Source organism: Pseudomonas sp. Gutcm_11s (genome assembly GCF_028649395.1).
Classification (GTDB): domain Bacteria; phylum Pseudomonadota; class Gammaproteobacteria; order Pseudomonadales; family Pseudomonadaceae; genus Aquipseudomonas.
The window spans coordinates 325,603-338,900 of record NZ_JAQSUW010000009.1 but is presented as its reverse complement, the minus strand read 5'-3'; the positions used below and the strand labels follow the sequence as shown (position 1 = coordinate 338,900).

At 66.2% G+C, this 13,298-nt stretch carries 8 protein-coding genes; 2 read left to right on the top strand and 6 right to left on the bottom strand.

The genetic code is table 11. The annotated features are described in order from the left end of the window. Positions 1-102: 102 nt before the first annotated feature. On the top strand, positions 103-1,011 hold the full coding sequence (locus PTT45_RS04130; RefSeq protein WP_273811666.1) for an acyltransferase: 909 nt from the start codon (positions 103-105) through the stop codon (positions 1,009-1,011). A gap of 3 nt (positions 1,012-1,014) precedes the next feature. Here PTT45_RS04130 and PTT45_RS04125 read toward each other — a convergent pair whose 3' ends face one another. The 5 genes from PTT45_RS04125 to PTT45_RS04105 form a co-directional block, all read right to left on the bottom strand. Beyond that, positions 1,015-3,165: a putative bifunctional diguanylate cyclase/phosphodiesterase gene (locus PTT45_RS04125; protein ID WP_273811665.1), complete on the bottom strand. Its 2,151-nt coding sequence runs from the start codon at positions 3,163-3,165 to the stop codon at positions 1,015-1,017. Positions 3,166-3,179: 14 nt separating this feature from the next. Next, a complete protein-coding gene (locus tag PTT45_RS04120) occupies positions 3,180-6,938 on the bottom strand; it encodes a PAS domain S-box protein (protein ID WP_273811664.1) in 3,759 nt (1,252 codons plus the stop codon). A gap of 195 nt (positions 6,939-7,133) precedes the next feature. Next, positions 7,134-7,817, bottom strand: a complete 684-nt coding sequence (locus PTT45_RS04115; RefSeq protein WP_043306911.1) for an OmpA family protein — start codon at positions 7,815-7,817, stop codon at positions 7,134-7,136. A gap of 80 nt (positions 7,818-7,897) precedes the next feature. Further along, positions 7,898-8,542 carry an MBL fold metallo-hydrolase gene (locus tag PTT45_RS04110; protein ID WP_273811663.1) on the bottom strand — a complete coding sequence of 215 codons (645 nt, stop codon included), beginning with the start codon at positions 8,540-8,542 and terminating at the stop codon, positions 7,898-7,900. Next, positions 8,539-9,582: an AraC family transcriptional regulator gene (locus PTT45_RS04105; protein ID WP_273811662.1), complete on the bottom strand. Its 1,044-nt coding sequence runs from the start codon at positions 9,580-9,582 to the stop codon at positions 8,539-8,541. Before PTT45_RS04105 ends, PTT45_RS04110 begins: the two co-directional genes overlap by 4 nt. A 122-nt stretch (positions 9,583-9,704) precedes the next feature. Between PTT45_RS04105 and PTT45_RS04100 the strand changes: the two genes are divergently transcribed. Next, a complete protein-coding gene (locus tag PTT45_RS04100; protein WP_273811661.1) occupies positions 9,705-10,535 on the top strand; it encodes a metal-dependent hydrolase in 831 nt (276 codons plus the stop codon). Here the strand turns inward: PTT45_RS04100 and PTT45_RS04095 are convergent. After that, a complete protein-coding gene (locus tag PTT45_RS04095; RefSeq protein WP_273811660.1) occupies positions 10,528-13,245 on the bottom strand; it encodes a LuxR C-terminal-related transcriptional regulator in 2,718 nt (905 codons plus the stop codon). The two genes, PTT45_RS04100 and PTT45_RS04095, sit on opposite strands and share 8 nt — an antisense overlap. Positions 13,246-13,298: the final 53 nt, after the last annotated feature.

The window sequence follows — 13,298 nt, the reverse complement described above, 5'->3', positions numbered from 1 at the left end:
CGTTAACCTTGGCGCCGGACCGACTTGCCGCAGGGAATGCTGCAGGTATCTCGACCGTACGGGGCGCACAGAAAGCCCCCTGACCAGGAGCCATTCGAGCCCATGCTGCAATTCCTGCCCGCCCCTCTGCGTGGTGTCATCAGCGCCCTGCTGTTGGCTCTCAACACTCTGATCTGCTGCTGGCCATTGTTCGCCGTGGCGCTGCTCAAGCTGCTGCTGCCGATCCCGCCGATTCAGCGTGGATTGCGCTTCGTGATGCACGCCATCGCCGAGTTCTGGATCAGCTTCAACAAGTTCTGGATGAATCAGGTGCGCGACACCCGCTGGGACGTCGAAGGCATCCAGGGCATGGACCTGCGCCACTCCTACCTGATCACCAGCAATCACCAGAGCTGGGTAGACATCCTGGTGCTGCAGTACCTGCTCAACCGACGCGTACCCTTTCTCAAGTTCTTCCTCAAGCAGGAGCTGATCTGGGTGCCGGTGATCGGCCTGTGCTGGTGGGCGCTCGAGTTCCCGTTCATGAAGCGCTACAGCAAGGAATACCTGGCCAAGCACCCGGAGAAGCGCGGCCAGGACCTGGCCACCACCCGCAGGGCCTGTGCCCGCTACAAGAACAACCCGGTGTCGGTGTTCAACTTCCTCGAAGGCACCCGCCTGACCCCGCAGAAGCATGCCCAGCAGAACTCGCCGTTCAAGTACCTGCTCAAGCCCAAGGCCGGCGGCATCGCCTTCGTGCTGGACGCCATGGGCGAGCAGCTGGACGCCATCGTCAACGTCACCATCCACTACCCGTCCGGCAACCCGGGTTTCTGGGACCTGCTCTGCGGGCGCCTGGATCAGGTGGTGGTGCGCTTCGACAAGCTGGCCATCCCCACCGAGTTCATCGGCCGCAACTACGACCAGGACGAGGAATACCGCCTGCGCTTCCAGCAGTGGGTCAATCAGTTGTGGGAGGCCAAGGACGCCCAGCTGGCCGCGCTGCACCAGCAGTACCCCGGCCGTAGCTGAACCTCAGAGCACCAGGGGCGGCTCGTCCGGCTTCCAGGTGCTCCAGTCCAGGCGCCGCGGGAAGTTGCTGGCCCGCGCCGTCGACAGCCCCGGCGCCACCAGGAAGCCCTGCATGGTGGTGCAGTGATGGGCCATCAGCCAGTCGCGCTGCTCCAGGGTCTCCACTCCTTCGGCGACCACCTCCAGGCCCAGGTGGTGGCCCAGGTCGATGATGGTGCTGACGATGGCCGCATCTTTCGGCGAATCCAGCATGTTGGCCACGAACAAGCGGTCGATCTTCAGCGTGTCCAATTCGAAGTGACGTAGATAGGCCAGCGACGAATAGCCGGTGCCGAAGTCGTCGATGGCAATGCGCACGCCCAGGGCGCGCAGCTGCTTCAGCTGCTCGCGGGTGTTGTCGAGATCCTGCATCAGCGCGCCTTCGGTCACTTCCACCTCCAGCTGCGAGGGATTCAGCCCGTGCGCCTCCAGCACCCGGCGCAGGTCCTCCACCAGTTGCGGCGTGCCGAACTGCACCGGGCTGACGTTGAGACTGAGCAGCAGCTGCTCACCGAACTGCGCCTGCCACGCCCGGCACTGGCGAATGCCCTGGTTGAAGATCCAGTCGCCCAGGCGATTGATCAGGCGCGTCTCCTCCAGCAGCGGAATGAACACCCCCGGCGAGATGGTCCCGGCCACGCGGTGCTCCCAGCGCAGCAGCGCCTCGAAACCACGCAGTCGACCGCTGGCAAGGTCGATCTGCGGCTGGTAGACCAGCACGAAGTCGTCCTTCTCGATGGCATTGCGCAGGCTCTCCTCGAGCATCAGCCGTGAACGCGCGCGGCCGTTCATCTCCGGTGAGAAGAAGCGATATTGCTGGCGCCCGGCGCGCTTGGCCTCGTACATGGCCATGTCTGCCGAGCGCAGCAGGCCGTCCACCGAGGTACCACAGTCGGGGTAGCAGGCGATGCCGATGCTGGCGCCCAGGGTGAATTCGATGCCGTCCACCTTGTGCCGTACCGACACCAGTTCGATCAGCTTCTCCGCCACCCGCGCCGCATCCTCGGGGTGGTCCAAAGTATCGAGCAGCGCGGTGAATTCGTCGCCGCCCATGCGCGCCACGATGTCGTAGGGGCGCAGACAGTGCTTCAGCTGCTCGCCAACCTTGCGCAGTATCTGGTCGCCGGCGTCATGGCCAAGCGAGTCGTTTATGCGCTTGAAGCCATCCAGGTCCAGATAGAGCACGGCCATGCGCTTGCCGTTGCGGTCGACCCGCGACAGCGCCGCCTCCAGCGCCTGATGGAAGCCGCGGCGATTGAACAGCCCGGTCAGCGCATCGGTGACGGCCTGGGACTCCAGCTGGGCGTGCAGGTTGCGCACCACCGACATGTCGAGGGCGATCAGCACCATGGAATTCTGGTACTGCGGCAATGGCGAGCAGGACAGCGCCGCCGGCATCAACGCGCCATCGAGCGTGGCCAGCACCGCATCGTGCAGGCGGTAGGTCTTGCCGCTGCGCCAGTGGCGATAGAACTCGCTCTGCTTCCAGTCCATCGACATCTCGGGCGCCCGTAGGTGCGCGAGCAACGCGCTGCCCTGCAAGTCCGCCACGCTGCCATGGAGCATCTGCGCCATCGCCGGGTTGGCGAAACGGATGATGCCGTCCTGGTCGATCACCAGGATGCCTTCCGAGGCGTTGTCCAGCACCGAGGCGTTGAAGGCGCGCTCGCGGTCCAGCTGCTGGGTCAGCTGCAACAGCTCGTGGCGATGGCGTTCCTGCTCCAGCAGGGTACCGATCTTGTGCTTGAGCACCGTGGGATCGAACGGCTTGAGGATGAAGTCCACCGCGCCGATGGCATAGCCCTGCAGCACCGACTCCTCGGTATGGGCGATGGCGGAGAGGAAGATGATCGGCGTATGCCGGGTGTGCGGGCTGCCGCGCATCAGGCGGGCCACCTCGAAACCATCCATGCGCGGCATCTGCACGTCGAGCAGGACCAGGCCGACGTCCTCGTCCATCATGCAGCGCAACGCAGCCTCGCCGGAGTTGACCGTGCGTACGTTCCAGTCGCCGTTGTCGAGCAGGGCCTCCATGGCCACCAGGTTCTCCTCGCGGTCGTCCACCACCAGCAGAATCTGCTCGTTGTTCTCAGCCTCACGCTGCGGCTGCGCCATCTGGCCCTCCTCCCTCAACCCTGCGCCCGGCGCTGCTGCTCGGGCAGCGCCAGCCAGCGATGCAGCATCTCCAGCAGCTCCTGCCGCGCTACCGGCTTGGCCAGGTAGTCATCGCAGCCTGCGGTGATGCATTTCTCCCGATCGCCCTTCATCGCGTGCGCGGTCAGGGCGATGATCGGCACGCTGCACTCGCGCTCGCCCTTGAGGATGCGCGTGGCGGTGTAGCCGTCCATGTTGGGCATGGCCATGTCCATCAGTACCAGGTCGAAGGGCTCGCGGGAGAACACCTCCAGCGCCTCCACGCCATCCTTGGCTGGCACCACGGCCAGGCCGATCTCGTCCAGTAGCGCGGTCATCGCGTAGATGTTGCGGATGTCGTCGTCGACCAGCAGCACACGCTTGCCATCCAGATCGGAGCGTTCGGCCTGCGGCTGCGGATCGCGCACGCTGGCGAGGAAACCCTGGAGCGCCGAGCTGAGCGGGGCGAAGTCGTTGCCACTCTTGCGCACCGCCACCGCCGAGTAGCGGCGCAGGCGCTGCAGGTCCTGGCGGGTAATGTCCAGGCCGGTATTGATCACCACCTGGCTGCCATGCAGCGAGCGCTGGCGATGCAGCGCCTCGAGCAGGTCGAAGCCATCCTGATCGGGCAGGTTGAGGTCGATCACCAGCGCATCGAAGGACTGAGCCGCATAGGCCTGGCGCGCCTCCTCGGCGGTACCCAAGGCGGTGACGACGAAGCCCATCTGGCTGAGGTGCTGGCGGTAGTGGTCACGCTCCACCTCGACATCCTCCACCAGCAGCAGGCTCCTTCTGGGCATGCTGCCGACGCCGATATCCTGGAACACCATTTCCAGGTCCTCGCGGGCGATCGGTTTGACCAGGTAGCGGGTCCCCTCGCTCTGCCAGTCCTGCGGTTGCGGCACGCAGGAGACGATGTGCACCGGCACGTCGCGGTGCGGCAGCAGGCCTCGCAGGCGCCGGTAGATCTGCCAGCCGCTGATGTCCGGCAGGAGGATATCCAGCACCACCGCGGCGAAGCGTTCGTTGTGCAGCAGGGCAATGGCCTGCTTGCCGTTGCGGCAGTGCACGCTGGCGAAGCCATGCGCCAGCGCTTCCTCAGCGATCACGGCGGCGAAATTGAGATCGTCCTCGATGATCAGCACCGCCGGCCCGCTGCCACTGCGCTGCGGCGGCGCATCAGCCGACTCGTCCTGCTTGTCCTGGGTCTGCAGGGCTGTCACCGGCAACCGCACGATGAAGCGCGAGCCCTGCCCCGGCGTGCTCTCCAGGCTGATCTGCCCGCCCAGCACCTCGACCAGCTGGCGGGTGATTGCCAGACCCAGGCCGGTGCCTCCGAAGCGCCGACTGGTGGAACCATCGATCTGCTGGAAGGCCTGGAAGATGCGTTCGTGCTGCGCCGGGTCGATGCCGATGCCACTGTCGCGGACGACGAATTGCAGGGTCTCGCGATCATCATCCAGGGACACCGGCGAGCGTCCGATGGACAACTCCACATCGCCGTACTCGGTGAACTTGAGGGCGTTGGACAGCAGGTTGCGCAGGATCTGCTGCAGGCGCCCGCGGTCGCTGTGGATGACCCGCGGCACGCCCGGCTCCATGTGCGTGATCAGGCGCAGGCCCTTGATCTCAGCCATCGGCCGCAGGCTGGAATCCAGTTCCACCAGCAGGTCCTGGATACTCAGCGGCTCCAGCTTGAGCTGCACCCGCCCCGCCTCGATCTTGGCCAGGTCGAGCACGTCGTTGATCAGTTGCAGCAGGTCGTTGCCGGCCTTGTAGACGATGTCGGCATGCTTGACCTGCTTCTCGCTGAGGTTGCCGGCCAGGTTGTGGCGCAGCTGCTCGCTGAGGATGAGGATGCTGTTGAGCGGCGTGCGCAGCTCGTGCGACATGTTGGCGAGGAACTCCGACTTGTAGCGGTTGGCCAGCGCCAGTTGCTCGGCCTGCTCGCGCAGCCGCTGCTCGGCGGCCTTGCGCTCGCTGATGTCGATGATCACCGCCTGCACCAGGCTGTCGTCGCCACTGCGCAACGGCGACAGCCCCACTTCCAGCGGGATGAGGTGGCCATCGCGATGCTGGCCGAACAGCTCGCGGTTGCCGCCCATGCGCCGTGGCGCCGGATCCTTGATGAAGCCATCGCGCAGTGTCGGATGACGCTCGCGAGTCGCCTCGGGCAGCAGCATCTCCACCGGTTTGCCGAGCATCTCGTCGCGGCTGTAGCCAAACATCTGCTCGGTCTGGCGGTTGACCATGTTCAGGCGACCGTGGCCGTCGATCAGCACGATGGCATTGGGCGATGCCTCGACCACCAGGCGGAAACGCTCCTCGGCGGCCTTGCGCTCGCTGATGTCGATGATCACCGCCTGCACCAGCAGCTCCTCACCGGCGCGGATCGGCGCCAGGCCGACTTCCAGCGGGATCATGCGGCCGTCACGGTGCTGGCCGAACAGCTCGCGGTTGCCGCCCATGCGCCGCTGCTCCGGCGCCTGGTGGAAGGACTGGCGCATGCCGACATGGCTCTGGCGCAACGATTCCGGCAGCAACCGCTCGACCGGCTGGCCGAGCAGCTCGGCACGCTCGTAGCCGAACAGCATCTCGGCCTGGCGATTGACCATGGCCACCCTGCCCGCCTGATCCACCAGCACGATGGCGTTGGGTGATGCCTCCACCACCAGGCGGAAGCGCCCCTCGCTCTCACGCAGCTGCCGACGCTGGCTCTCGCTGTCGGCCAGAGCGCGCTCGCGCAAGAACAGGAAACCGCCGACCAGCAGCGCCAGCAGAGCGGTTGCCAGCAGGCCGGCGCCGAGGCTGATCGGCAAGTCGGCGCTGCCCTGGTTCGCCTCGTAGGCTGCAGTGCTGCCAACGTTCAGCTGCCAGTCGCGCCCATAGATGTTCAGCGTGCGCTGAGCACGGAAGCGCGGGCTATGCGTTTGCTCGCCGCTCCTGCCCAGCAGCGGATGGCCGGTGTCGGCCTGGTCGATCAGCTCCACCGCGAACTGGTCCGCGCCGCTACCGAGGATGCCATGCATCAGGTCAGCCAGGCGGAACGAGCCGGAAACCATACCCAGCAGTGCCGCCCGACGCTCATCCGGGTTGGCGATTGGCGCGCCCTGACGGAACACCGGCAGGTACAGGAGCATGCCGGCCTGTATGTCCTTCTCGGTTTCCTGTTTGAGGCGCAGCGGGCCGGTGAGCACGGCCTCGCCGCTGTCACGCGCACTGACGATAGCCGCGCGGCGGGTTGCCTCGCTGAACATGTCGAACCCCAGAACGCGGCGGTTACGCCAGTCCAGCGGGTTGACGAAGTCGACCACCAGGTAGCTTTCACGGTCGCCCGCAGGGTACGCCTGGAAATCGGCGCGGCCGGAGGTTTGCACGCTATCGACGAAGGGCTGCAGTTCACCAGCCCCCAGGTAGCGGCTCCAGGCCAGCGCCTGGATACCCGGATACTGCTCCTGCAGTTGCAGCTGGTCGGTGGCGCGCTGCCATTCCTCGTCGGACACCTCGGTGCTGCCGGCCATCAACCCGGCCATCCCACGCAGCACCATCTCGTAGGCGCGCATGCGCTCGCGCACGCTGAACTCCAGCCCATCGACCGCCTGCTCGAAGCGCTGCTCCTGGGCCTGCCGCGCACCGGCCTCCACGGTGTTCCACTGCCAGAACACCAGCGAGCCCAGCCCTCCCAGCAGGAGCAGGCTGACCAGAAGGGGCATCCAGGATTTGCGGTTGAGGAGGATGGGAGCGGCGTCGTCCATGGGGTCTCCTGTTCCTTCGCCGACGCGCGCCGGGCTCCCCCGAGGCGTGGCGACTCACGCGCAGCGCTCCGCGCGTCAACTGGGAGTGTAGTCAGGTTTTTTCAGGGGTCGGCTCATACGACAGACGGCACTTGGCCATCATCAGAAACGCGAAAGGCCCCTCGCGGGGCCTTTCGTTGTGTAACGTCCTGGCGGTTATTGCGCGCCGGGCAGCGGCCGCAGGGTGACTTCGACCCGGCGATTCTGCGCGCGACCATCGGCCGTGGCGTTGCTGGCCACCGGCTGATCCGGGCCGGCGCCACGGGTGCTCAGGCGCGAGGCGTCGACGCCCTGGGCCATCAGGTAGTTGGCCACGCTCTGCGCACGGCGCTGCGACAAGCCCACGTTGTAGGCATGGTTGCCGGTACTGTCGGTGTGGCCGACGATCTCGATGCTGTTCTGGTTGTACTGGCGGAACGAGGTGGCCAGGTTGTTCAGCGGGTTGTAGAAGCTGCTGGCGATGTCCGCGGAGTCGGTGGCGAAGGTGATGTTGCCGGGCATGATCAGCTGGATGGTGTCGCCCTGGCGCTGCACTTCCACGCCGGTGCCTTCCATGCTGCGGCGCAGCTCTTCTTCCTGCTTGTCGGCGTAGTAGCCGTAACCGGCACCAGCAGCGCCGGCCACTGCGGCGCCAATCAGCGCGCCCTTGCCACGGTTGTCGTGATTGATCGCGGCACCGGCCACTGCACCGGCCAGGGCTCCGAGGCCGCCGTACTTGGCGGTCTTGCTCATGCCACCAGAGCTCTGCTGGCTCTGGTTGTCGTAGGGATTCTGCGAGGCACAGCCAGTCAGCAGCGCCAACAGCAGTGCGGCGAGAGTCAGGCGTGAAGGGGTATACATGAGGGTTACTCCTGAAGCGGGGTTACCAGTCGGACGGACCGGCAACAGGTTAGAGCGAAGCGGCGAGGAAAGATTCCCTGTCAGGCGCGGATGAAGGGGTTCTCGCGCATCTCGTCGCCCAGGCGGGTATCCGGACCATGGCCGGTGACCACGGTGGCATCCTCGTCCAGCGTATACAGGCGCTTGATGGAGCGCTCGATGGTGGCGTAGTCGCCGCCCCACAGGTCGGTACGGCCGATGCCACGGCGGAACAGAGTGTCGCCAGCGATCAGCAGCTTGGCATCGGCGAACCAGAAACTGGTGGAGCCAGGCGTATGTCCCGGCGTATGCAGGGCCACACCGCAACCGCAGGCCAGTTCCTCGTCATCGGCGAGCCACTGGTCCGGCGCCGGCACCGGGGTGTAGGGCACGCCGAACATGCGGCACTGCATCTCCAGGTTGTCCCAGAGGAACTGGTCGTCCTTGTGCAGGTGTAGGGTGGCGCCGGTCTTCTCCTTCATCTGTCCGGAAGCGAGGAAGTGGTCCAGGTGGGCATGAGTGTGGATGATGCTGACCACCTTGAGACCGTGTTTCTCCAGACGTGCCATGATCAGCTCGGGGTTGCCGCCCGGGTCCACGACGATGGCCTTCTTGGTCAGCGGGTCGCCGATGATGGTGCAGTTGCACTGCAAGGGCCCGACCGGGAAGGTCTCGCGGATCAGGCTGGGTTGCGGGGTTGCGGTCATCGAACGGTCTCCTCGGCGGTCACGGGCCGCGCACGATAGTCCTTCGGCGCCCTGCCCGTCCATTTGCGAAAGGCCCGGCGGAAGTTGGACTGGTCGCTGAAGCCCAGCAGCAGGGCGATCTCGAATACCGGCAGGTGGGTGGTTTCCAGGTACTGCAGGGCCAGGCGCTTGCGCACCTCGTCGAGCACCTGCTGGTAGCTGGTGCCGGCAGTGGCCAGGTGCCGTCGCAGGCTGCGGCCGCTGGTGTGCAGGGCGCTGGCGGCGCTGTCCAGGTTGGGGAAGTCACCGGGCCGCGCCAGCAGCAGGCGGCGCAGACGGCTGAGCAGGCCCTCCTGCACATTCAGGGTGGCCAGCAGGGCTTCGCATTGCTGCTCGCACATCTGCATGGTCGCCGGATTGGCCAGGGCCATGGGCCGTTCCAGGTAATGGCGCGGCAGGCGAAACCAATGCCAGGGCTGATCGAACTGCACCGCCACGCCGAAGGTTTCGTGATAACGCGCGGCATGTTCCGGCTCGGCATAGGCGAAGCCGATCTCGAGCCCCTGCGGCGGCTCGCCGAGCAGGAACTGGGCAATGGCATACAGGCTGCCGAATAGCCCCTCCGCGGCGAAACGCCCGAGGGCGCCGAGGGGGATCGACTCGCTGGCCCGCAGCTCCAGCGAATCCGGGTTATCTACCAGCTCCAGATCGAAGGTCAGCCCCAGGACCCGGTAATAGCGCAGGGCAAAATGCACCGCCTTGCCCAGGTTGGCGCTGGACAGCAGCGCATAGCCGAGGATGCCATGGGCCGATGCGTTCAGCCGCAGGCCCAGCAGCAGGCCCAGCGCCGGCTCCTCGCACATCACCAGGGCTGTAGCGGCAAGCTGGTGGAAATCGATAAAGGACAACCGCCCGGAGGGGCTCTGCAGTTGCTCGGGGCGGATGCCCGCCGCGCCGAGCAGCCGCTCGCGCCCGATGCCGCGCTCGCCTGCCAATTGCAACAGGGCCTCGGCATAGGTGATGGGAACCAGCTCGGAACTCAGGGTCAGGGGTTTGCTCATCGGAGTTGACCGCAATGATCGTTGGCCGGATATGACCTGAAACTTGGCTGAAGATAACCTTGTCCGGGAAAAGCCCACAAGCCCATAGTCCTCTCGAACATAACTACAAGATGGGAGGCCGCATGCACCGCCCCACCCCGCACGACCTGTTGATCAAGCCGCGTCAGCCGGAGTTCACCCTGCCTTCGCCCTGGCGCCGCCACTGGCATGGGGACAACGCCTTCAAGAGCCACTTCTTCGATGCGATGTCGCTGCTGTTCCCCGATGGCGAACGCTTCTTCATCGACTCGGTGCGCGCCTATCGCGACCAGGTCACCGACCCGCAGCAGCAGGCGCAGATTCGTGGTTTCATCGGCCAGGAAGCCCACCACAGTCGCGAGCACGAGCACTACAGCGAGGCGCTGCGCGAAGCTGGCTACGACCTGGATTATCTGGAGCGGCGCCTGAAGAAACGCCTGGCCTTCGTGCGCAAACACCTGCCGCCCAAGGCGCACCTGGCAGCCACCACGGCAGTGGAGCACCTCACCGCGATCATGGCCGACGCCATTCTCCAGAACCCCGACTGGCTGGCCGGCGCCGACCCGGAAATGGCGCGCCTATGGCGCTGGCATGCGCTGGAGGAAAGCGAGCACAAGGCGGTGGCCTTCGACCTCTACCAGCAGGTCTGTGGCAAGGTCTGGATACGTCGCCGCGCCATGCTGCACAGCACCTTCTTCTTCACCCTGGACACCTTCAAGGGGCTGGTACACATGCTGCGCCGCGACGGCCTGTTGTGGAACTGGAAGGTCTGGCGCGACGGCCTTGCCTGGCTGTGGGGCAGCCGCGGCATCCTGCGCCCGCTGGTACGCGTCTACTTGGACTTCTACCGCGCCGACTTCCATCCCTGGCAGCACGACAACCTGCAGCTGATTCTGGAACGCCGCCGCGAGTTCGATCCGCTGGAAGTCAGCTGATCAGGCCCAGACCCTTGGCTCGCGCCACGGCCTGGGTGCGCCGCTCGACGCCGAGCTTGCTGTTGATGTGGCGGGCGTGGGTCTTGACCGTGTGCAGGGAGATGAACAGGCGATCGCTGATCTCCTGATTCGAGCAGCCCAGCGCGATCAGCCGCAGCACCGCCAGTTCGCGGGTACTCAGCGTCTCGACCGCCCCGCTCACCGCCGGCTCGGCTTCGGCCTCAACCGGTAGACAGCCACGCAGCGCCTCGCTGAGCGGGCCTGCCGGGGCCGTCTGCAACTGGGCGCGCAACCAGGCCGGCTGGTGCGCGAGCAGCTCGTAGAACGGCAGCAGGGCACCACCAGCAGCAGCCTCCAGGCCACTCAGCAACTGGTGCTGGGCATCACGCTCGCGCCCTGCGGCATACAGCAGCTGGCTCAGTTGCGCCTGGGCGAACACGCCGAGCAACTGGCCACCCTGCACCTGCGCCCGCTGAATCAGCGCCCGCAGACGCCGCTCGGCAGCCTCCGGCTGATCCATGCGACGCTCCAGCGCGGCCCGCTGCAGCTCGATGTGCAGTGGCAGCTGCGGGTGGAATTCCGGTGCCGCGGCTGCCTGCTCTCCCCCGTAGGTCTCGCCCAGGCGCACCAGCCAGGCATTGGCCAGGTCGACCTGGCCCTGACTCAGCCAGAGCTCACACTTGGTCACGGTGATCATTGCCAGGTAATACACCGGCGGCACGTCCCAGATGTGCATCAGGCGCTCGGCTTCGGCCAGTTGCGCGAAGGCCTCGTTGAGACGCCCCAGCCGCCCTTCCTGGCTGGCCAGGATGCAGTAGCCGATTAGCAGGCTGATGTCGCGACATTTGCGCGCCTCGGCAATGCCCGCCAGCAGCCGCTCGCGCGCCTCATCCGGGCGCAGGCGCAGGCAGAGCAGGACTCCCTCGTACAGCGTCAGCCGTGCGCGCACCGCGTAGTCGCGTTGGGTCGACAGGCCGCGCAGCCGCTCGAGACCGGCTCGCACTTCTTCCAGCGCACGGATTATCTCGCCACGCGCCAATAGGACGCGGGCACGATCGTAGTGACAGAAGGCCTCGAACAGCAGGTTGCCATGGCGCTGGGCCAGCTCCAGCGCCTCGCGATTGAGGCCGCGGGCGCGCCACAGATCGCCCCGCACCACGGCCAGATTGGCCAGCGTGGACAGGCACAGCAGGCGCGAGCCGTAATGCTGGCTCGGCATGCCAACCAGCGCCTGGCCGCAGTACAGCTCGGCGTTGTGGCTGTCGCCGCGACCGCGAGCGATCACGCCACTGACGGCCAGCCACTGGGCCAGCAGGGACTGTTGCTCGGCGGCGTTGGGCGCCGGCAGGAAACGCTCCAGATGATTGGCCAGTTCCTCGGCAGCATCCAGCTGGCAGGCCAGCGCCAGGGCCCAGCTGTACAGCAGGATCAGGCGCGGCGTGCTGGTCAGCAGGCTATCCGGCAGGTCCATCTTCCAGCGCAGCAGCATGGCGACGTTCTGCTCGGCCAGCAGGTGCTCCTCGGAGAAGTTCTGCACCAGGCTGGCAGCCACGTCGGGCTGGCCTGCCCGCAAGGCCTGCTCCACTGCCTCGTCGAGCTGCCCGCGCCCGCTGAACCAGCGGCAGGCGCGCAGGTGCAGGCGCGCCGGAGGCTGCGACAGCTGCCTGGCCGGATTCGCCCGTAACAGATCGGAGAACAGATGGTGGTAGCGGAACCAGCGCCCCTGCTCGTCCAAGGGCACCAGGAACACCTGGTGGGCCTGCAGATGCTGCAGGATCGCCGCGCTATCGTGGCTGTCACGCACGGCATCGCACAGCTCGGCGCAGAAACGCTCGAGGCAGGAGGTGTCATAGAGGAAGGCCTGCACCTCCGGCGACTGGCGCTCGATCACCTCCTCCAGCAGGTAATCACGGATCATGCCCTGGGCTCCGTGCAGATCGCGCTCGCCCTCGGCAGCCGTGAGCAACCACAGGCGTAATCCCGCGACCCAGCCTTCGCTGCGCAGCAACAAGGTCTCCAGCGCCTCGCCTGGCAGCTCGGCACCCTGCACAGAAAGCAGCTCGCTGGTCTCCTCCCTGGTAAGCCGCAGGTCCTGCTCCTGCAGTTCCAGCAACTGCCGGGACAAACGCAGGCGAGCCAGATGCCAGTCGGGACGCTGGCGGCTGGTCACCAGCACCAGCATGCCCGCCGGCAGATGGTTGAGGAAAAACTGCAGGCAGCGATCCAGCACTGCGCCCTGCGCCAGGTGGTAGTCGTCCAGCACCAGCAACAAAGGGCTCTCGGGATCGATTCGACTGCCCAACTCATCGAGCAGGCCATCCAGCCACTCCTCGAAGGCGAACGGCTGGTGACGCTGGCGCATCTTCAGCAGCCCCAGGGCCTCGTCGCCAATCTTCGGAAAGTGCTGGCGCAATCCGTCCAAAAGACGCTCCAGGAAACGCCCTGGATCGCTGTCACGCCGATTGAGGCTTATCCACAGGCTCTGCCAGCGCGACGGCAATCGCTCACAGAACTCCACGGCCAGCGAGCTCTTGCCGAATCCAGCTGGAGCACAGACCAGCAGCAAACGGCCGTCCATGCCTGCCTCCAGGCGCTCGCAAAGGCGAGGCCGAAGCACGTGGCCGGCGGGCAGCGGCGGGCGAAAGAATCGCCCATCTCCGGTCACGGCCGGAAAGCTGGCAAGGGTTGAAGAGCGGGACAGATCGGTCACGGGCGCAGTTGCAATCCAGGCGCGAAATGTCCGCAGCCTATCCCCTCACGCCG

Bases quoted from the DNA above. Each gene is read 5' to 3' on its own strand.
- PTT45_RS04130 (WP_273811666.1), top strand. From the start codon at position 103: ATGCTGCAATTCCTGCCCGCCCCTCTGCGTGGTGTCATCAGCGCCCTG.
- PTT45_RS04125 (WP_273811665.1), bottom strand. From the start codon at position 3,165: ATGGCGCAGCCGCAGCGTGAGGCTGAGAACAACGAGCAGATTCTGCTG.
- PTT45_RS04120 (WP_273811664.1), bottom strand. From the start codon at position 6,938: ATGGACGACGCCGCTCCCATCCTCCTCAACCGCAAATCCTGGATGCCC.
- PTT45_RS04115 (WP_043306911.1), bottom strand. From the start codon at position 7,817: ATGTATACCCCTTCACGCCTGACTCTCGCCGCACTGCTGTTGGCGCTG.
- PTT45_RS04110 (WP_273811663.1), bottom strand. From the start codon at position 8,542: ATGACCGCAACCCCGCAACCCAGCCTGATCCGCGAGACCTTCCCGGTC.
- PTT45_RS04105 (WP_273811662.1), bottom strand. From the start codon at position 9,582: ATGAGCAAACCCCTGACCCTGAGTTCCGAGCTGGTTCCCATCACCTAT.
- PTT45_RS04100 (WP_273811661.1), top strand. From the start codon at position 9,705: ATGCACCGCCCCACCCCGCACGACCTGTTGATCAAGCCGCGTCAGCCG.